This is a genomic window from Clostridium sp. SHJSY1, assembly GCF_031626875.1.
In the GTDB taxonomy this organism is placed as follows: domain Bacteria; phylum Bacillota; class Clostridia; order Clostridiales; family Clostridiaceae; genus Clostridium.
Genome location: NZ_JANDMF010000045.1, coordinates 23,270 through 44,788, shown reverse-complemented (window position 1 = coordinate 44,788; position 21,519 = coordinate 23,270). Strand labels below are relative to the sequence as shown.

At 26.0% G+C, this 21,519-nt stretch carries 19 protein-coding genes; 5 read left to right on the top strand and 14 right to left on the bottom strand.

What is annotated here, in order from left to right:
• Nucleotides 1–244: 244 nt before the first annotated feature.
• From NNC19_RS18195 to NNC19_RS18160, 8 genes are all read right to left on the bottom strand, one after another.
• Nucleotides 245–2,278 carry a DUF262 domain-containing protein gene (locus tag NNC19_RS18195; RefSeq protein ID WP_310940107.1) on the bottom strand — a complete coding sequence of 678 codons (2,034 nt, stop codon included), beginning with the start codon at nt 2,276–2,278 and terminating at the stop codon, nt 245–247.
• A gap of 247 nt (nt 2,279–2,525) precedes the next feature.
• A complete protein-coding gene (locus tag NNC19_RS18190) occupies nt 2,526–3,410 on the bottom strand; it encodes a retron St85 family RNA-directed DNA polymerase (protein ID WP_310940108.1) in 885 nt (294 codons plus the stop codon).
• Entirely contained in the window at nt 3,388–4,353 is a 966-nt protein-coding gene (locus tag NNC19_RS18185; protein WP_310940106.1) for a retron St85 family effector protein, read from the bottom strand. The genes NNC19_RS18190 and NNC19_RS18185 overlap by 23 nt, the downstream gene beginning before the upstream one ends.
• 405 nt (nt 4,354–4,758) lie before the next feature.
• A complete protein-coding gene (locus NNC19_RS18180; protein ID WP_310940105.1) occupies nt 4,759–6,216 on the bottom strand; it encodes a TnsD family Tn7-like transposition protein in 1,458 nt (485 codons plus the stop codon).
• Between the two features lies 1 nt (nt 6,217).
• Nucleotides 6,218–7,837 carry an ATP-binding protein gene (locus NNC19_RS18175; RefSeq protein ID WP_310940104.1) on the bottom strand — a complete coding sequence of 540 codons (1,620 nt, stop codon included), beginning with the start codon at nt 7,835–7,837 and terminating at the stop codon, nt 6,218–6,220.
• On the bottom strand, nt 7,830–9,935 hold the full coding sequence (locus NNC19_RS18170) for a Mu transposase C-terminal domain-containing protein (protein ID WP_310940103.1): 2,106 nt from the start codon (nt 9,933–9,935) through the stop codon (nt 7,830–7,832). The genes NNC19_RS18175 and NNC19_RS18170 overlap by 8 nt, the downstream gene beginning before the upstream one ends.
• The gene (locus NNC19_RS18165; RefSeq protein ID WP_310940102.1) at nt 9,916–10,683 is read right to left on the bottom strand and encodes a TnsA endonuclease N-terminal domain-containing protein; all 768 of its coding nucleotides are present in this window, start codon (nt 10,681–10,683) and stop codon (nt 9,916–9,918) included. Before NNC19_RS18165 ends, NNC19_RS18170 begins: the two co-directional genes overlap by 20 nt.
• A 126-nt stretch (nt 10,684–10,809) precedes the next feature.
• Nucleotides 10,810–11,655 (bottom strand): tyrosine-type recombinase/integrase, encoded by an 846-nt coding sequence (locus NNC19_RS18160; protein WP_310940101.1) that lies wholly within the window; start codon nt 11,653–11,655, stop codon nt 10,810–10,812.
• A gap of 368 nt (nt 11,656–12,023) precedes the next feature.
• On the opposite strand from NNC19_RS18160, the gene NNC19_RS18155 reads away from it, so the two are divergent.
• The 4 genes from NNC19_RS18155 to NNC19_RS18140 all read left to right on the top strand — a co-directional run bounded on the left by NNC19_RS18155 (nt 12,024) and on the right by NNC19_RS18140 (nt 15,423).
• A complete protein-coding gene (locus NNC19_RS18155; protein ID WP_310940100.1) occupies nt 12,024–12,497 on the top strand; it encodes a hypothetical protein in 474 nt (157 codons plus the stop codon).
• An 80-nt stretch (nt 12,498–12,577) separates the two neighbouring features.
• A complete protein-coding gene (locus NNC19_RS18150) occupies nt 12,578–13,252 on the top strand; it encodes a hypothetical protein (protein ID WP_310940099.1) in 675 nt (224 codons plus the stop codon).
• A 65-nt stretch (nt 13,253–13,317) separates the two neighbouring features.
• A complete protein-coding gene (locus NNC19_RS18145; RefSeq protein WP_310940098.1) occupies nt 13,318–13,992 on the top strand; it encodes a hypothetical protein in 675 nt (224 codons plus the stop codon).
• A gap of 189 nt (nt 13,993–14,181) precedes the next feature.
• A complete protein-coding gene (locus NNC19_RS18140; protein WP_310940097.1) occupies nt 14,182–15,423 on the top strand; it encodes a hypothetical protein in 1,242 nt (413 codons plus the stop codon).
• A gap of 519 nt (nt 15,424–15,942) precedes the next feature.
• Here the strand turns inward: NNC19_RS18140 and NNC19_RS18135 are convergent.
• From NNC19_RS18135 to NNC19_RS18110, 6 genes are all read right to left on the bottom strand, one after another.
• Nucleotides 15,943–16,413 (bottom strand): hypothetical protein, encoded by a 471-nt coding sequence (locus tag NNC19_RS18135; RefSeq protein ID WP_310940096.1) that lies wholly within the window; start codon nt 16,411–16,413, stop codon nt 15,943–15,945.
• A 36-nt stretch (nt 16,414–16,449) separates the two neighbouring features.
• Entirely contained in the window at nt 16,450–16,980 is a 531-nt protein-coding gene (locus NNC19_RS18130; protein ID WP_310940095.1) for a hypothetical protein, read from the bottom strand.
• Between the two features lie 414 nt (nt 16,981–17,394).
• Nucleotides 17,395–17,670, bottom strand: a complete 276-nt coding sequence (locus tag NNC19_RS18125) for a stage V sporulation protein S (protein ID WP_310940094.1) — start codon at nt 17,668–17,670, stop codon at nt 17,395–17,397.
• A gap of 750 nt (nt 17,671–18,420) precedes the next feature.
• Nucleotides 18,421–20,292, bottom strand: coding sequence for a hypothetical protein (locus NNC19_RS18120; protein ID WP_310940093.1), 1,872 nt, complete (start codon nt 20,290–20,292; stop codon nt 18,421–18,423).
• A gap of 331 nt (nt 20,293–20,623) precedes the next feature.
• Complete coding sequence (locus tag NNC19_RS18115; protein ID WP_310940092.1) at nt 20,624–20,761, bottom strand: hypothetical protein; 138 nt, start codon at nt 20,759–20,761, stop codon at nt 20,624–20,626.
• Nucleotides 20,762–20,763: 2 nt separating this feature from the next.
• Complete coding sequence (locus NNC19_RS18110; RefSeq protein WP_310940091.1) at nt 20,764–20,949, bottom strand: hypothetical protein; 186 nt, start codon at nt 20,947–20,949, stop codon at nt 20,764–20,766.
• Nucleotides 20,950–21,210: 261 nt separating this feature from the next.
• Between NNC19_RS18110 and NNC19_RS18105 the strand changes: the two genes are divergently transcribed.
• Nucleotides 21,211–21,516, top strand: a complete 306-nt coding sequence (locus tag NNC19_RS18105; RefSeq protein WP_310940090.1) for a hypothetical protein — start codon at nt 21,211–21,213, stop codon at nt 21,514–21,516.
• The last annotated feature ends 3 nt before the right edge of the window (nt 21,517–21,519 follow it).

Genomic DNA, 21,519 nt, shown 5'->3' with positions numbered 1-21,519 from the left:
TTGTCCATCTGAAGAGGCGTATTGGAGTTTGGTTCAGAACTTTGTTATTTCGTTCAGAACTTTGTTATTAATGAACATATTTAATTCTTTTCAAATATATAAACTCTACAAAAACTATTTACATATTAGAATTAATATAAATTCCTTCACTACACTTGCTCAGGATACTTAAAGATTTTGTTGTTTTAAGTATTGCCTTCTGCTTATCGTTATAATATATATTTATTTTTGATTTTATAACAGCCTACTTAACTTTAAATGTTATTTCGTCATCCATTCCTTCGTATTTTTCAACAACTAATTTAGAATAATTCAACGCATCATTAGCACTTAAGTTTTGTTCAATGTAAATATTATCTGTAATCTCAGCAGGTTTTATCAAACTTTCTTTATCATCAGTAATAATCCTTTTTTTTCTGCCTTTAAAATCATTATGTCTTACTAAGCCTCTGAATATTTGTGAATCATATTCATACATTACCATACAAATTCTATAAAAAAACTCTCTCCAACTATTTATGCTATATTTTACTCCACATATTTCAAGCTCATATGGACTTCTTCCTGTAACATCTATGTCATCCATAATTTCAAATTCATTCATAACTAAATCATCATTTATATATATGTCTTCTACTTCGGGAAATCCCCATATAAGGATAGCCTTTTGAAGTAAACTATTTCCTCTATCATCTATTTCTTTTTCAGTCCATTCATCAACTTTAACTAACTGTCTATTTAACATAATATTAGAATTTATGAGATACTCTTTTTTTTCACTATAACTTTTATTAGATAGCTCTGAATTATATCCTGTTAATGTTAAGTTTCCTATCTTATTTAAATTAGTTTCGTGAATTTCTTTAAATCTTTTTCCTAAATCTACTTGCCATTTAGGAGTTAATGTTTGTGGCATTATATGTTCTATAGTTAAATCTTCCAATTGAACATTTTCTTTACTTTGTGATTTTTCTATTTCCTCTAAAATAAATCTTCCTTGTTTAAAATGATAAAAATCTTTATTTAAAAAACTCTCCTTTATAAAATTATCATTTGGAAATATTACTTTTCCTTTTTTGCTAATAAGTGCTACACTTATTTTCTTATCAATGCTTAACTCATTATATTTTTCTTTAGATATATCACGCAATAATGAAGCAAAAACCTTATTTAAAGCATTTGTTGGCAAATCACAAATTAATCTTCTTAATACATATGAGATAATAACATCTAAAGAACTACATAATTCAATAGTAGTTATATTTTTATATAAATAGCAATCTTCAAATATATTTAACAAAAATGGATATACTACAGTTGACTTTAATTTCTGTAATTCAAGTAATCTTTTATTAACATCATAATTAGGAGAATTACAATATTTAAACCAGCTATAATACTCACTATATGTTTTTAATTCTTCTAAAAATCCTTCTGCATCATAATTGCCTAAACCCTCGTAATATTCTTTAAAATTCTTATATACTTTATCTTTATTAGGTATTGTACCTGTTTTAAGTGTTAAATAATCTCTTATAAAATCCGAAATCATCAAATCTGGTAATAACTTTTCTATTTTTACCCAATAATTAGCATACAATTCTTCTTGTTTATTATATTCTTGTCCCATTAATAAATAATTTCTAATTAAATCTGCTTGAGTTAAGTCTAATCCAGTAGAATTTAAACTTTCAAAAATTAATTGTGGGTTTTCATTATCTCTTGATAATTGTATATACACAATCTCAAGCTTTTGTATACCTTCATATATTTCATCAGGTGTAAGGTTTGAATTATCTATTAATTCTAAAAAATACTTATAATTTGATATTATAGCTGACTCAGATAAATCTTCTATATTACCATCAATTACATCTTTATATATTTCAAAGTCAGATTTCATAGGTTTTAATTTAATTCTAAAATGTTCAGGCGCCCTTTTATTAATTAAAAAACTTTCATATATATCATCTTTAGTATCTTGATTTGTAATTCTTTGTTTTAATGCATTTAATAACAACATTATTGAAGTTAATCTTTGTTGCCCATCAATCACAATAAATTCTCTAAAATTTGCTGTATCTTCTCCTTGAATATAAACCATGGTTCCTAAAAAATGAATATTTCTATTACTATCTTTCGAAATCTTCTCAATATCTCTAAACAAAGTCATGCATTGCAATTTTTTCCAGTCATAATTTCGCTGATATACTGGTATTGTAAATGTTCTTTTAGATGCACTAATGAACTCTAAAAGATTTATATTATCCGCTTTCATGCCTTTTCCCCCTCATTACTTCAATCATTTCATACCATTACTATATTATTTGATTTAAAACAACTAAATACATCCGCATTTTAAGAAATATCTTCTATTTAAGTTAAAACACCTAAGATAATTCACTATTTCGATTATCTTACTTTTTATTTAGACAGAAGTAACTATTACTACTATATCTTAATTCTCTATAAATATTATTACATTTTTACTTTTGCCTCATCTATTTCTTTTAGCATATGATATATTAAAATAAAGTATTATTTTTATCATATTTACTATATATTTCTTTTAAATTATTATATTTTTTTATATCAATATCTTTTATAAATGCTAAACTTCCCAATATGTTATCTCTATTTCCTTGATTTTTAACTAAAAAACTGTATATTACTCTTTTAACTTCTCTATACTTTTTACTTCCAATAGATAAGGAGTTATTATTATTATCAATAACTATACCAGTAACAGCTCTTTTAGATTTTTTATTCATAAAATATGTTTTCTGCTCATTAAGAACAAATTTATTTTCATCTAATATAGCTTTAATATCTTTAATAATATTTTCACCTATATATTCCTTACTAGATATTATAATATCATCAGCATACCTAGTGTATATTAAATTTCTACCTCTTATGCATTTATTTATTATTTCTTCATCTATATCATACATAATACAATTAGAAATAATAGGCGACGCAACACTACCAATAACTAGATACTCACCTTTGTAAAAAACTATCCTCTTTATTAAATCCATATCTGTGCTATCTATTTTATCAATTTTTCTTAAAATCCTATCTAAATGATAATGTGATATGCTTTCAAAAAAATTAGTTATATCTAAATGTAACATATAATTAGAATTCTTATGAATTAAAGCATTTTTCTTTATCGAGTTTCCTTTTGAATATGCTGTACTACATTTACTAATAGGAAATTTCGAAAAAATTCTTTTTACCAACCAATATTGCAATAATTTAAGCTCTTTACTAGGATGATATATTGTTCTATATCCACCTTTTTTTTTAGGAATTCTATACTTTTTATAAGCAGTATTTTTTTCTGATATCTTTAATATAAATTCCTCATCCAAATTTAAATCTTTACTCATTAATTCTAATATCATCACTACCATCCCCCCACAATCTTTCAGGGTAATTCTTTCTCATCTCATAAAGAATTTTTCCTCTAACTTCATTGCACTTTTCCTTGCTTATATTAAATAAAGAATTATAATATGTATAATCGCCCTTTTTCTTTATATACTCTCCTTTTATATCTACCAAATCCATATTTTCCATTAATTTAATTATTTTATTTGAGGAATTAATCTTATGTTTTTCTCTATTTTTAATATCATATCCAGGAAATTCTTTAATTCTTTTATAAATATGAAAAAGTTCATGTGTTGTTATAGGTTCAAATAGCTCTATAATGTTTAATAATTCATAAATTAAATTCTTTAAGTCTAACTTTTTATAATTGTTATTAGGCGTAATAATAATTTCTTTTTCTTTTATACTTTTTATACTCTCATTAACTTGCAAATTGCTTTTGAATAAGTCATATTCATCATTAACTAATATATATCGTTCCTCATCATTCATTTTTATTTTTCTTATAGGACCTTCATTTATAAACGACTTGTCATCTTTATATTTTACATCATTTATTACAATAAGCTTTTTAAAAAACTTATTATTAACAGTAAATGCCCCTAATTCGCAAATTGTTCCAGGACTTTCTATTATAATTATAATATCTTCACTAAGTTCAGCTAATATTTCCTCAAATGTTAACGTATCAACCATAGAACTACTATCATATATTTTCTCTGATATTGTACATATTAATGTTCTAGATGATAACTTATCAATTAAAAATTGTCTCTTATTTTTATTCTCATTTAGCTGGTTACTATCAATAACATCCCCTGATTCATTTATTATCTGCTTTCCGCATATAAAAACAAATTTAGGTATTTTACAACTTACAAATTTATTTTTTCTTTTACAATATGATAACTTATCTATTATACTTTCAATACTTTTAGAATATAGAATTGACATAGTATACCCCCATTTGCATAAAAAAAGAGCTTTACATTAAAGCACAAGCCAAATGAAAGTGTGACTTAATTCTGCGGGGCATAATTAAGTTACAGTTTTATTTGGCAGAATGCTACCAATATCTCTTCCTCTGAACTCAACTCAAAGGAGCACAGCATATCAAAAATATACTATACGATTAATACTAAAGCTCTACTAACATTATACAACTTAGTTACTTACCAATCAATATTTTTCACTTTTTTACTTTTATATACATACTAATCATTATGTGGTATATCGTCATATAAAAATAGCTTTAGGCAACTTATATTGATACCTAAAGCTCTAAACTTCATTTACTTATGCTATGATTCGCTTTACACTCTACTAAATACTTTTCATAATATATATTTTGTATATTAATCATTTGATACCTACTAATCGCATCCTCTCCCACTGTCTCAACTCAGGAAACTTCTCCTCAACCCATCTATACCTTCTCTTCTGAAACTCTTCAATGCTCTCAATGTTTTCATCAAGATACTCCTTTGTTTCCTTTAATCTATATAAATTTCTTCCTAATAAATACCTGTTTCCTATCTTTCTACCTATTGCTCCAACTGAAACCCTCTCAGGTTTTCCTTCACTTTCTAATATATCTTCAACAGCCTTCTTGACCTGCTCCAATAACTCTAAATCTCTCTTATCCCAATCAATTTTTGAGTTATTTCCCTTTCTATTTCTTCTAGGCGAGTTTTGTTTTAACCACTCATTATCATATTTATACAGCCATGTATATGTAGAAATATCTATCTTCCTTATCTTTGTTGTATTGTAGCTTGGATATTCATTTAATAAATTGCTCCACTTAGTTCTATATTTTTGGGTTTCCTCATTACTTTTTTCTTTATATACCTTCTGTTTCTTAACTTCTCTATTTGCGAACATTTCATCAATATCTAGTCCTAAAAACTGTATCATTAAAAGATGCTGCAATGGGTGATACATTGTTCTATGCTTTCTTACAATATGAGTAACCCAATTGCTCTTATTATTTATATTAACCTCAGCTCCAACCTTTCTAAGATACTCTTCTCCATAAAGTCCAACAAAACTTTTTAATAGAGCCTCTTGATTTAAATTCATCTTATTACTGGCTATTTTCTTATTTATTAGCTGCTGTACATACACTTCTCTTGCATCATTCATCTCAAGTCTTTTATAATTTGAAGATAGTATTTTATGGACATTGTTACAATAAATTAACTGCAACTCTAACTCTCTATTATCTAACTTATGTATATCATTATCCTCTTGTAAATTATGTTCAACTTCTAGATTAAACCACTCTTGCCTATTTATTCTTCCTTTATCTTTGCTAAATGTTTTTAGCATAGTTTTATGTTTTCTACATATTAATACTCCATCTAGTTGATGCTCTAAATGCCAATATGCCTCTCCATATCTTTTCCTATCTTCCTCTATGCACATTTTACAGTATCTTAAATTTGTATTGGATTTGATTCTGTTATTACATAATCCTAATACATTATAAATTCTAGACCCATTACTACTTAGCATATTTTCATATACATTATCTTTAATCTCCGTAGTTGAAAAAGTAGTATAAAAGTTATATGCAGTATTAGATTTAATTAACTCTTCTGCTTTTATTACATACCTCTCTGGTATATTTTTATATAGTAATCTAAAATTAGCAGGTAATAATCTACCTGCTATAATATTAGTTGTATTATATAATTCTTTTAAAACTGTCTTATTATCAATTATTCCACTCCAAACCTTATATCTAGATATTACTCCATAAAATAATTCACTAGGATAAGGTGTTGGAAAAAATGTAAGTCTATTTCTATCCATACTAAACTACCTCTTGAAAAATATCTTTGTAATTTTTTATATATCCTATCTTTTTTAGATTCTCATATATTTTCTTATTTTCTTTGTTTGGAGCAGCTACTTTTCTTACATCATCATCTTCAAAAATTTTATTAGCTTTTCTTTTAGGATTATTTGCTTCTTTATTACTAGGGCCAACTATCATTTCTATAATTACTCTAACTATTTTCCCAACATCTTTTTCTCCTAAAGCTATAACCTCATCAATATATTTTTTTATTTCTATTTCCTTAAATCCTAATTCTAAAAGCTTAATGAATACTTCTTCCTTTATATCAACTTTAGCTTTACTCTTAATTTCTTCTTTTGCTCTTTTAAAATCTTCAATCTTACTATTCAATTCAACTTTACTTTTTTCTGCATTTATAAAATTATCTATATCTAAAACCATAATATCATTATAGGAAGTTATATTTCTCAAATCTCCTGAAGATAAAGCTTTAAGCATTGGCCTAACTAATTTTAAATTTTCTTTTGCTACATTTCTTATTATTGCAGCTGTAATACACTTCTTTCCTAATGATACTGCTCTAACTTGTGCCATCACAAATAGCTTTATTGCAATATCAATAATACCTTGTGATTCCTCATATATTATGTTTGAGAGCTCTGTGGTTAATTCCGTCTTCTCGTTTGTCCATTGATAATCCCATAGCCCTTCTAATAATAGAATCCATTGTTCATCATTTTTTAACCTATCCCAAACCATATCTCCTTGTCCACTTCCTCTTCTTGCTTGTCGAAATTCGCTCTGAAGTATTCCTAGAGCTTTTGGTGTTCCAACTAAAACAACTGGAACTCCTATAGTATTTATTAAAGTAACAAAATAATTTAACATTTTTTCTGCTCCACCACTTTTTGCTAAGCTAAGATGTTGAATCTCATCTATAATCAACATTCCAAGGTTTAGACTTCTAGCTACTTGATTCATTATTGGTAACAATGTATTAGCTGATAACCTTGCAGTATTGTACCTTTCAAAATAGTTAGTCCCTAAAACATTATCTACAGATAACAAGAAATTCAGACAAAGTGCCTTTAATGAACCATCAAATGGGCAATCTACTTTTAGCCAAGTTAACTGTGTTAAAGACATAGGAAATCCATTATATTTATCATGTGCTATTACTTGTGGTATTGTATTCAGAATTCTATTTAAAGCTGTTGTTTTTCCCATACCACTTACTCCAATTAAAGAAAAACCTGCTGCTGTTGTTACAAATAATTCTTCATTATTAATGACTCCATTTTCTATGTCTTTGTATCCATGATTTAATGACATTTTATATTCACTTGATAATGGATTTCTATTTATATATCCTTGTCTTAGCATCCTAGATATTCTACTTTCCAAATCTAGATGCATTGGTAATGGCTGAAAATATTTAAATATTCTTTGAATTATATGTAGTCTTATATGTGCTGGTAGCTTTTTCTCTTCATTATCAAACACAGGATATGATGATATTTTATCAATTACCTGTACTTTATCATCTATGTCTGGTAGAGCTTCAATTAGTGGGTTTCCTTTATATTCATATATTAATTGTTTTTTATATTTTGCCTTAATCTCTTTAATCACTATTCATGCTCCTTAATTTTCTTTTTAGTAAATCTAAATCACTAATTTCTACGCTTTCTGTGTCTTTATTTTCATTATGTTTTTGAGATTTACTACCATTTTCTAATATAAATGCCTCTTCTTTTTTATTTAATATCTTTTCAGCAGCTCTATTAGTTCTAATGCCTTTCAAATCCTTATTTTCCAATCTATTACTAGTTTCATTTTCTGCAACTTCAACAATTTCCTCGATGTTCTGTATAAAATTAATTTTATGCTCTAATTCCTCTCTTTCAAGTTCATTTACTTTTTCCATCTCTTTCATTTTTAAATATTGAACTTCATCAACTGTCATATTCAAGTATCTATATTCTCTGTTTAGTAAAAAGCATTTCTCATATTTACCAACATCATCTAACACCCAATATATATTATTTAGATTTCTTGGGTCATAGATTACTTTTATTTTATATTTTCCATTTAATCTTGCTTTTTCAAATAACCTTTCTTTAATTGCTTTTAATGAACTATAATAAACTCCTTTAAATCGTATTCCTTTTTCTGTAATAGTGCCATAATCTCTTGGCATAAGGCTATATTTTAGAGTTTCTTCACTTAATGCTTTTAAAATACCACTTCTATTTTTAATACCCCAATTCCATATTTTAATTGGAATTGGTTCAACACCATCTGCAATCATATCTGGTTCTAGTTTGTAATGCTTTAAAACACAATTATTGTTATGATGTACTATATAATTTATTATTATTCTAGTAAACTCTTTAATATTTAACTTTGCCTCTAACCTATAATCTTTTGCACCTCTTTGCCTAAAATCTTTTTGAATAGCTCCAGGAACTAACCCCTTTATCATAAGATTTAACACTCTAAAATTTTGCTCAACTACTGATTTCCACTCTGCTCTATAAGGACTAGTATTCTTTACTACAACATTTAAGTTGTTAACTAAATTATCTGCACTAAAACCTTCTAATTCCCCTCTATCTGCTAAAATAGAAAATGGAACATGGTAACAAGGCCAATCTTTCTCTTGAATATCAATATCATATTCTCTACAAAACTCTATTTTAGAAGTCATTGAATTATATAAAGCTGTAGCTGCACCTATCCAATTAGGCCCTTCTAATCCAATATAAAATCCTGTTATCATTCTACTAAAAGTATCTATTACCATATAAATTACTGGTCTTCCAATAATCCACTCTTTATTATATTGTGATACAAGATAAATATCCCCTATAGTTGCATCTATTGCATATTCCATCCCTGGTCCTAGTATTCCGTTATTTGCACTATTTAATATTGCTCTATGTTTTTGTTCAAATACTCTTGCTCCATATCTTTTACTTATCTCAACTTTCAAATCTCTCTCCTTATTAAACCAATATCTAAATTGATTTAAGGTTGGAATTCTTGAAACATTTTTAATTCTTAAATCTTTGCTGTTTATATCACTTTCTGAAAAATATTCTTTTATCATTAATTCATATGTAGCTTTTAAAGAATTTTTATTGTAGTTATTATAAAATTTATTTATAGATTTCTTAAATATCCTTTTGTTTTCTTGACTAACATTTATTCCTCTAGCCTCATTATATATAGAAGGTCTTCCAACTTTCTTAACTCCTAAAACTCTTTCTCTCCCTCTAGCTCCACACTTATAATATCTTGGCAGCAATGAATTTTTTGTCCTTCCACCTTTCAGATATCTTTTAAAATACACATCTATTGAATTCCTCGAAAGATTATATTTTTTAGCTAAATGCTTAATATATTCAACTCTTTCAAATGTATAAATATTAGGCTCTGAAATCATTTTATAAAGTTCATTAATAATCCCAAAATACTTGTCCCTTATTTTCTTGCTTGAATATTTTATTTCTTCTTCTTCAACTACAAGCATCATACTATCTTCTTCAACAAACTTAATGATTCCAGCATCTAGCTCACACATTAAATCAATACAACTCAGATTATATGGCCAATTACTATCATTTATGCTAATTAAATAAACTAAATCAAATTCTTCTGAAAACCACAGAACTCTACAAACATCATTTCCAATAGCTAACAAAGAATTAATTACTAATGTACTCATCAATATAACCTCTCTCTTCATTACCTATCACAAATCTTGATATTTTATCATTTAATGTAATTTTTTTATTCAAATCAGTTTTTATTTTGTTGGCAACAATCATCTTTTTTAATACTGCTACAACCTCTCCATTTAGCTCTAGTAACTTTTCAATATTTGCAATTAAACTTATTATACTTACTGAACTTGAAGTTTGAACACTATCAACTATAAGATTCTCAATTAATATTTCTTTGTCATAATCAATCTCATTATCACCTAATAAAAGCCACTTTATATTTTCTACCCTTTCAATTTCTATATCCTTATTGGTAATTATAAACCAATCTACCCCTTTGGCCTTCCAATACCTTCTTTCTACCTCTAATTTCTCTTGTGTTGTAGTTTTATAAAGTTGACTTTCATTTTTTACAGAAATAGCTATATATTTTTCAATACCTTCATCATTTACAGTAATAACAAAGGTTGTTGTAAATAAATATTGTTCTCCTGTCTTTTTATTTTTAAATTTATTAAGATTTATATTTTCCAAGTTTATATCTAAATCAAATAAATCTAACAATGGATAATGCTCCTTAATATCAATTACTTGTGTCTGAAAATCTAACAAATAGAACACATTACTTTCTAAATCACTTAATAAATGATGTAGCCTACCTGTAGTTTTTCCTTTAACCCTGCTTACCCTCCCCCTGCTTGGAAAATCTTGAATTTTAATGCCTGAAACATACTCTTCTTTTTTATCCATGAAACTACCTCCAAAAATAATTTTGAGCAAAATAAAAAAACCATTCTTTCCACAATAAATGTGTAAAATTATAGTTTTCTAATTGTAATTATTTTCTTATATTAATAGTTTTCTAATCATTTTTTTCTATAACAGTTCCATTTTCATCTTCATCTTTTCAATCGATGGGTTAGTGTAAATAAGAGTTGTTTGCACAGATTTATGACCTGCCAAATTTGCAACCTCTGCTATTGTAAATCCATTTTCCAATGCATTGCTACAGAAGAAGTGTCTAAGCATATGTGGTGTTATAACATCACTATACCTTTTTATTTCTTTATTTACTATTGTTCTATCTAATTTTTCCCTTTCCCTAGATATAAATAAATACTCACCTTTATCCTCTCTAACTTTCAAATATTTTTTGATAGCATTTTCTATTTTACTATTCATATAAATAGCTCTTTGTTTATTTCCTTTCCCATTACTTATTATAATATCTTTACTTAAAAAATTAATATTAGCTACTTTTAAATCAAGAGCTTCTGATATCCTGAGTCCTCCATAGGCTAATATGGTTATAATTGCATATAATCTTGAATTACCACTTTCTAATACTTTTTGCCTAAAACCCTCAACATCATTTTTATTAATTTTACATGGATTAGCTACATTAATTTGGATTTTTATAAAGTCCTCCTTGAAAATAACTAAATCATCTTGAACTCCATTTTCTATTAAAAACTTATTATAGGATACTAAAGCACTAATTTTAACATTAATAGTATTAGCATTTAGTTCTTTTCCCTCATGCTTTTTTATGTTTCTAAGATAGCTTTTATATTCCAAAATATTTTCTCTATACAATCTATTAAATTTAATTCCATAACTATCTTCAAACCACCTTTTATATTCTTCTATAGCCTTAATATAGCTCTCTTGGGTATTGTCACTTTTGGATTTGCTACATAAGTAATTTTTAAATAAATTCAAAACCAGCCCTCCTTTCAATCTTATTCTATCGCTCATTAATTTTTTGTTCAACATAATTATGTATGTAGCATATTCTATTCATTACTAATAAGCTTTTTATACATTAATACTATGCCAGTTATAAATATTTTGCCAGTTATAAATATTTTTAAGTTATTTCATTTTTCTTATTAATTTAAGTGTTTTTACCCTAAAACAGAGCATAAAAATGTAAATTAAGTGAACTTATTAAATAATATGCAAAAAGTTGAAATAATATGTAAAAAGTGGTATAGTATTACATGGTAAGACTAGCTAGTTTATCAAAACAGAAAAATATGAGAGGGGGATTAGGAAGAGTTTACATAAACACTCTTTCTAAAGATTTTATGAAAAAATTAGTTTCAAAAATAATGGCAGTAGTTGTGCTATTTAGCCTTATTGGTTTAGCACCTCAATTTACACAAAAAGCTTCAGCATCACCAGCTAAAACTGTATCACAATTTTTTATTGATGGTTATGTTGATGCTGGTAGTGCTACTCCATATTTTCATGAAAAAAGTGAAAACTGGAAAATGAAAAAATCAGATTTTCCAATGTTAGTAGAAACTCAACAAATGGGTTACGGTCATTGTACTGTTTATTTAGATGGAACTGCTCTAAATGACTCAGAGTGTTCATTGCAGCAATATGAAGGAATTAAAGGAACTGGAACAAATGAAATCGTTGGATGGATTTATGATTTCAGACTTACTCCAAATACATCTAAGTTGGGAACTGGAACTCACACAATAAAGGTAGTTTGTTTAGGATTAAAAGGTAATACAATGTCTGATTCATTCAATTTTGTTGTAACAGACTAGTAGAATTTTATAAATATAAGATAATTGTTTAATCGCAATTATCTTATATTTTAATTATATATAAGAAAGGAAGACAAGTTATGAAAATAGTAAGTCAACAAGCATATTCAAGTGTTTATATTCCTAAAAAACAAAATGAATCAAGCAATGTTGCTACAGAAAGTTTATTTACTACAAAAGAGATAAACACTTTTAAAAATAGCAAGTGTGTTTATGAAGATAAAAATATAGTTCCTTATTCAATAGTATATAATGATGCAACATTAGAAAATAGTAATAACAAAATAATAAGTAGCTCAGAAGATAAAATGAGTGATGAAGAATTAGCTTTTAAATTAGACAAAGATTTATATGACCATAGCGATTTATCAAGCAAAGGAATAAAATTTAACAGCAACGAATTTAAAAATTGGTTAAAAGAACAAAAAAAATCACTTGTAGTTCCCCCTGACGCTCCACCAAAGATAAGAAAAGCATTAACAGATACACTGGATTCATTAAAAAAGAAAGATGAAGTTGCTTGGTTTAGAACTTGTAGGGCAATCCATCGTGGATTAAAAGGGTATGATACTACAAAAACTAGCTCATATTCAAAGGTGTTTAATGATATACTTCAGGATAGCAAAGATTATATAACTTCCATAAATATAAGTGGTTTATCTAATTCCTCAATATTCAAAGATGGTATAAGAGTTAAACAAAATATGATTGAAGTTTTTACTAAGTTAAAAAGCAAAATAGAAAGTTCTTTATAAGAATTATAAAGAATCTTATCACTTTATTGCTGATAAGTTCAAATATTAAGAAATGGATTATAGTTATGAGAATAGGAAGTACATTATCATATTCAAATGTTTATTCTCCTCAAAACAAAAAAGATATTGAGAATGAAATTAAAGATAAACCCACCAAAGAAAGGTCAATTGTAAACAGAAATGTAAATATTACAAATAAAAATATAATACCATATGAAACTGTCTATAATAAGGCTACTTTGCAACAGAACAAAGGGACATCATTAAATAGTTCAAATGATAATTTAGAAGACAAAGAAATAAATTTAGTTTTAGATAAAGAAATATATAATAAAAATAGATTAGAAAAACAAGGAATAGAATTTGATAGTAAAGAATTCAAAGAGTGGTTAGAAAAAAATAAAAAAAGTTTTATAATTCCAATTGATGCTCCTGCAAAGGTTAGAAAAGCATTAACAGATACAATAAATTCTGCAGATAATACTATGGTTAAATTTAAAACAGCAAAGGCATTTTGGAGAGGTGTGAAAAACATTGACACCAAGGATGTTGATTCTTATGAAAAATTAAGTGACAATATAATTCAGTATAATAAAGATTATATTACTGCCTTAAAAATAGGTGATTCAACCTCTAAAGAAGTTAAAGATGCTATAAAAAATCACACACAAATTATAGATATAGTAACGCAGTTTAGAAGTAAAATTAAAAAGATAAAAACATCAGATAATGTCCAGTAAATCATAAATACAAATAATTTTATATATTGTTGGACTTCTATAAGAGACAATGCTGATTTTGAGCGATAGATAAATCAGACTTAGGTATAAAATCCTATTAATATTAATCTAGAATAGTAAAATTCAAATATAAGATAATTACTTAATTGTGATTATCTTATATTTATATATAAGAAAGGATTTTTAGTTATGAGAATAGGAAATACATTATCATATTTAAATGTTCATTCTCCTCAAAAACCAAAAGAGGTACTAGATGAAATTCAAAATAATTCAATTAAAGAAACTACTAAAGAACACACTACTAATAATTACTATAATAGAAGTGCTGAAAATTTAGAGTCTTATCAAACGGTTTATAATAATGCAACATTAGAAAATAGTAATAAAGTATCCCAAGATAATACTGAGGAGCAACTATCAGATGATGAAATAACTTTACAATTAGATAAAAAATTATATGATGAATGTCATTTAAAATATCGTGGAATTGAATTTAATAGTAAAGAATTCAAGGAATGGAAAGAAGAAATGAAACCTCATTTTATTGTTCCAGTAAATACTCCTCCTAAAGTAAGAAAAGCACTAACTGAAACGATAGATTCAGTTAAAGATGAAAGTGTTAAATCTGAGGTCCAATTTTCTTTATGGGAACAAATGAAGAGTTATGATAAAGCAGATAGTACATCTTACCCAAAAGCAATAAGTGAAATAATTAGTGATAATAAAGATTATATAACAGCATTAAAAAACTGTAATTTATCGCAAACAGCCATGGTTAAAAAGGCAATAAAAGAAACTGAACAGCTTATTGATGTATTTTCACAAATAAAAAATAAATTAAAAAATATAGATATATTTAATCAAAATAGTACTAGAGTTAATTTTTCAGATGACTTAGTTTCTCATCCAATAATATATAATAATGCTCCAATAGAAAACAGCAATTCTAAATTAGCAAACAAGCAAGAAGATAGTATGACAGATGAAGAAATTACTTATGAAATGAATAAAGATATATATGATAGTGAAAACTTATCAGAAAAGGGAATAAAATTTAATAGTAAGGAATTTTTTGAATGGTTAGAAACACATAAAAGTGGCAGACCAGTCCCATACGATGCTCCTCCTAAAATCAGAAAAAATTTAAAAGATACCTTAGATAAATTAAGAAATGAAAATGGTATTGTTTGGTTTCGTGTTGGGAAAGCTCTTGCTAGAGGATTAAAAAACTGTGATACTAAGGACCCTAAATCATATCTGAATATATGTGATAATACAATTCAGAAAAGCAGGGACATGCTCTCTTCTATAGCTATGGCAGGGTTAAATGATAGCCCTATGTTTAAAAGTACTATAATGGCTAATAACGCTTTAATTAATGTATTTAGTAAAATAAGAAGTGATATTAATAGCTATTTTTCAGAATAAACAGTAAATTTTATATATTATTGGACTTTTATAGGCATAATTCTAATTTTGAACGACAGATGAATTAGATAGAATATAAAAGATTACAGCCCCACCCCTTAAATTTAAGGAGTTGGGGTTTTTCTTTTTTTATTTATTATTTTTATATAATTCTCTAAAGTAATGATGCCTTTCTAATAGATTTTTAGTTACAAAGAAATCATCATTTGATATGTGCTCTAAAAAACCATTTCCTTATATTATTATGTTGCATTTTGAATTTATAATATTACATATAATTATGTTGCACATTCATATTTAAACTATGAAGAAACTCATCCTCAGTTCAACATAAGTTAAGTTGTGTTGCAAAATTATATTTGATGTTTTTCAAGTTACTTATGGTATTGTAAATAAAATAATATCACCCATAAAATTTCAATAATTCTTACCTGTTCTTTATTCTAGAATTGGATATAAAAGAGAGCGTATCCGCTCTCTTTTATCTTCTTATCTTAGTTTTAATAATAGATACATTCTTTAATACTGCATCTCATTTTTAGTATATATGTATCTACTTTCTTCTAAAATATAATTATCTGTATATAGAAACTCCAGGGCATCTATACTGTCAATACCCTTATATTCTGCTCTTACATATGTCCTATCAACACGCTCTCCCTTTTCTTTTTCATAGATTCTTACAAAATAATGTTGGGGGATTTTCAAATCAATAAATTGAGCTACATCATTCATCAACTCATAATCTTCAAAATCTCTTATTTTATTGTACCAAGTCCCAAAATCATATTTACCATTATAAGTTCTTTTATTTATAAAAGCTTCTGCCAATTTCATTCTATCTAAATTATTAACCTCATCTACTGAAATCAATTCGCCATCTTTAAACCACTCAATATTATGCGATACAAAAGTTCCTAAAACAGTCTTAATTCCTCTAATTGAACTTTCATCATAGTAATCAAAAAATTCTCTATATAAATCATCCATATAAATTTCCCACCTTCCACTATTAATAAATTGTCTTTAAAGTTGATTTTCTATTCCTTCATCATACTTTTTTGCTTCTTCAAAGAACTTTGTTTTCTTTATTCCCAATAAATACATAGCTTGCTTAGCATCAACTTCTTTGTTTCCATATCTTCTAAATACCTCATTTGAATACTTTGGTAATAACTTATTCTTTCTTCCCACACTTGTCTTAATTTTTCCTGTATAAAAATTAACCTCAATATCTTCAATAGATATCTTATTTTCATTTTCATATGATACATAATCATTTTCTCTACTTATCACCCATATCCCTTTTTCTAGAAGCTTACCAATATATCTATTTACGAACTGTATATCCATACTTATCTCATTAAAGTTTTCTATCGCTAATATATCTCCGAATTCTAAGTTATCCATAATATATGTAAGATTATTTCTTTCAACATTTAAAATGCTATCATGCTCCATTATTATTTCATCACAATTTAGCATCCACCTATAAAACTCTTCCTTTTCTTCAAAATCACTTTTATATCCTGTAAAATATCCTATCTTATTTCCCATTGCAACCTCCAACAAAAACTTTTACTATTCTATAATTGTTATTGCTGGTTTATTGCAAGTTTTTTTTATTTACGAACTTTATTTTATAGCTAATTTGCGAACTCCTTTAATTGTTTAATTTACAAACTAGAATTACTACTTTTTATTTACAAACCAATACTGAATCATGGAATAACAATAATAAAGCTAAAATTGAAGAAGTATCTACAGTTCGTAAATAGCAATACAACATTTACTTATGCAAATACCTGTATCTCTCCTATTTGCGAACTAGCTATAATTTACGAACCAACTACAGATACCCCTATTATATCTATACTAAATATTAATAAAATTCTATTTACGAACTCCAATTATTTCACTACAAAAATCTCTTTAGTAGTATGTGTAGTTCGCAAATAGAAAAGTAGTTTTTTATTCTTTAATACTAATATTAAAAACGACAGCATTATGAATAGATAAATCAGACCCTGTTACATATTGCATACTTGGCTGAAAGTCAATGGTTATAGTATCATCCTTAAATAAATTAACCATACAAACTGCTTTAGTTAGAACCATAACAGCTTGTCCAAATGCAATTAGTTTAATATGTTTTCCTTCCTTTAAACTATAGATTATACTAGTAGCTAATAACTTAGGGTCTGTTTTTGTAGCAACCTTTACTTCTTTTATATTTTTATTATGCATATTAACGAACTCCTTTTTATAAAAAATATTTACATATTTCTATAATTGAATTAGCATAATAAAATCAAGTATATAATGTTAATGTATTTTGCTACTTCTACATACTTTCAAATCGTAAAAAATCTATCTTATAAGTAATAACATTATAATATTTATGTTATCTATGTATATTTGTTTTATATCAATCAATATAATTTAATACTATATGCCAGTGTAATCATTATATTTATGTCCTTTACATATTGTAAGATATCAATATACAGATATTGTAAATAATTATTTCAATTTGATATGTTATCCTTAAATATATTATTTCTGATACCCCCATTTTCTTATAACAATATATAAAAGAATAGGGGTATTGGAGTTTTTTTATTATCAATTAAATTAAATATTGTCATATTGTAATATTTTCATTTAATCATTGTTTTTTTCTATTTGTGAGTTACAAATTTTTTTATATGTATCAGTTAAATATATTATTTGTAATCCCCCCATTTTCTTATACATTATATAAAGGAATAGGGGTATTTGATATTTGTATTATCAATTAAGCTAGATATATCATATTGTAAGGTTTATATTTATTTCTATATTTATTGATATTTTTTATCAATAAAATTAGATATCATGGTATTGTAATTATTTTTATTTAATTATTGTTTTTATTTAATTTATAAGTTATAAATATATTATTTCTGATACCCCTATTCTCTTATAACAATATATAAATATATAAGTTATAAATGCTTAGCCATGATAATAGCATCTTTTATCACATGCATGATTTGATATGAATTCTCTAAAACTTTTGTTTTTCTCTTTAGCTTTATCAAATTGATTTTGTTTAACTCCATTTAATCTTAATATTTCAGCTATTTCTAATTCTGTTGTCCAAGTATGATTTTCCCACCAATCCATAATTTTTTGTGCTACACTAATTTTTTTATTATTTCTGCTCATTACCTTATATTTAAGGAATTCATTGCTTGATAGATATTCTATATTTATATTGTATCTTTTTTCTATCATATCAATTAATTCATTATTTTTACCATCTATAAAAATATATATAATAATCTCTTCCTTAGAGCTAAAATTTCTTATTTTTGTTCTAAAAATATTTTGCTCAAAATCACATAATATCTTGCTAAGCATTATGTCATCTATATCTTTATTTTCAAAACTCCCACTAAATCCATTTGGTCCTTTTTTAAGTTTTTTTAATTCATTTATTTCAATTTTTAGTTCCTCCTCTGTCATTACATTAAATGCTTTGATTCTATTTTTATCCATCAACAAATATAATCCTATATAATGGTAATCAGGTTGCCTATTCCACCCTACATGCATCATTTTAGTTATATCTCTATATGCATTAGAACCTTTTATATTTCCAAAATACAATTTGATATGCTTATCAGTATTTACCTCTATTTTACTTTTCACCTCTTTGTGACTTGCTATTATTGCTGGTTCATTATAATGAATTCTATTTTTTATAAATTCATTTAAGACCTTTATTTTCATATACGAATTTGCCTTTATGGACTGCTTGGACATATTTTGATTAACATGTAATATTTTTAAATTTTCCTCTTTCGAATCATCTACCTCAATAAAATTGAATTTGTCACTATAGCTGTATTCCACATCAATTTTTGCAGTTGCATCAAAGACCCAGTATTTTACACTATCTGTATCAAACTCTATTGTATTATCTTTCAGTAAAATAAAGAATCTTTTATTTTCCATTTTTTTATTTTTCTTATTTACAAATAATCCTCCATTCTTATATAATTCTATAAGCTTACTTATCCTATATAATACATCTGCATTTAACATTTTTTCAGCTATATTTATAAATTTATTCTCTTTATCAAACAAATCATCTTCCCTAGCTCTAAACCACATAATTTCGTTTATATCTTTTAAATAATCTTTAATTTCTTCTAACTTAAGTTCAGCATTTCTAAACTCTTTTAAAAGAATTTGTTTATCTTCATTTTCTTCAATTTTATCAATCTCTTTTTTTATATCAGACATATATTCCACATCTATTGTAGTTTGATTGTATATACATGGTTTTTCATCAAAAATCACAAGACGTCTTGCCCCATTCTTCCACCTATAAAATTGCTCCCGTTGTTTCTTAGATAACCTTTCATATTTTTGTGTTGACATTAATAATATTGGATATAATGATTGCTTTTTTAATTGCAAAATATATTTTTCTTCATCTAATGTACAATTAACCTCGTCTTGATATTTTATCAGCATACACATTTCTTCTAATCCATCAAATTCTTTTATTTCTTTTAATCTCTCTAATTTATCTGTTACAACTATTACACCATCTAATTTATCTTCTTTTGTTTTATTCTCTACTAATCCCTTTAAAAATAACTTTATAGCTAATGTCTTTCCAAATCCACAACGTACTGGCACTACATTTACTTTACTAAACTCACAATCTGTATATAAGCCTCTAACAATCTGCTCTATAAATTTCTCTTGCTTTTTATGTGGCTCTCCTATAATATTTCTAAACCCATTTAATACTTGTTTTATCTTTTCATCAACTTTTTTCTCATTTAAATTAAATATCTTATTATTGACCATACTACTTTCCTCTTTTTCTCATTTTTTTTCTTTAGTATACTAAGATTATTTTTATTATACCTAGCTGATTTTTAAAAGTCTAATTTTACGGAACTGTTAATTTTTCACATCCAAATCCTACAAGGACATCTTTTACAATTATGGCTTCCTCAAATGATTCTTCATTAGTTTTTCCTTTATTAATTGTTTTGGAAATAATTTTATTACTACTAAAAAAGGCATAAATATCATGTGACTTCTAACTCATCTAAAAAGATGTATTACTTGATATTTATACCTTATTAAGTTCTATATTTATTTTAGTATCGATTTAATAAATTTATTGCAACCACTAAAGTTTCTCTAAGAATAATCTGATTTCCTCATCCGTTAATTCTCCTCTTTCTATCAAATCAGCCAAGCTCTCAAAATAACACTGCTCATCTTCTTTAGCTTTTTTATACTCTATAAAATCTATTACTTTTCCCATATTTAAAGCCTCCTTTTATTAGCTAGAATCCCCTCTATTTGATTAATACACTTTCTTATATTCTCACTTATCATTTCCTTAATTTCTTTATTATCTTCTTCTAAATAACTGATATTTATCATAGCAATTTTAAGCTCATCTTTTATATCTTCTATTGATTTTATATCTACTGCCAATAACATTTCCATTATATTTCCCCCTTTTATTTATCCTTTATAGAAAAAAACTATTATATACAGACCCATCCCCTCTCTTAAAAAGGCATTTAAGTATGTTAATAATAGTTTTCTAATAGTCATATCTGTATTTGTTTTTGTTTTTCTATTCTATCATATCTTTAGAATAAACGCAGGTGAAAAATCTTATAATTTCTACAAAAAATACTTGACACTCCTATATAAGATACATTACATATAAATATAAAATAAATATGAAAGGAGGGTAGTTAGATGCCACGTGATTTTAAAAGAAACCCTTTATTTGAAGAAATTAATGATACTATGAAAGATGCCGCTACTGAAAGATGTGCTGCCATTGGATTTAGAAGTAAGACTTTTTTATTATTAAAGTCTAGACAAAGAGCAATCGATTATATTTACAGATTAGAATTTATACTTAATACCTATGAAGATTTTGGATATTATTCAAGTGAGTATGAATCTATTAGCGCAGAACTTGAATTATTTAGAGCTACTAAGCTTAAAATAGACAAGTTTCTATATAACCACTTTAATATAAAATATATTCCCCAATAAAAG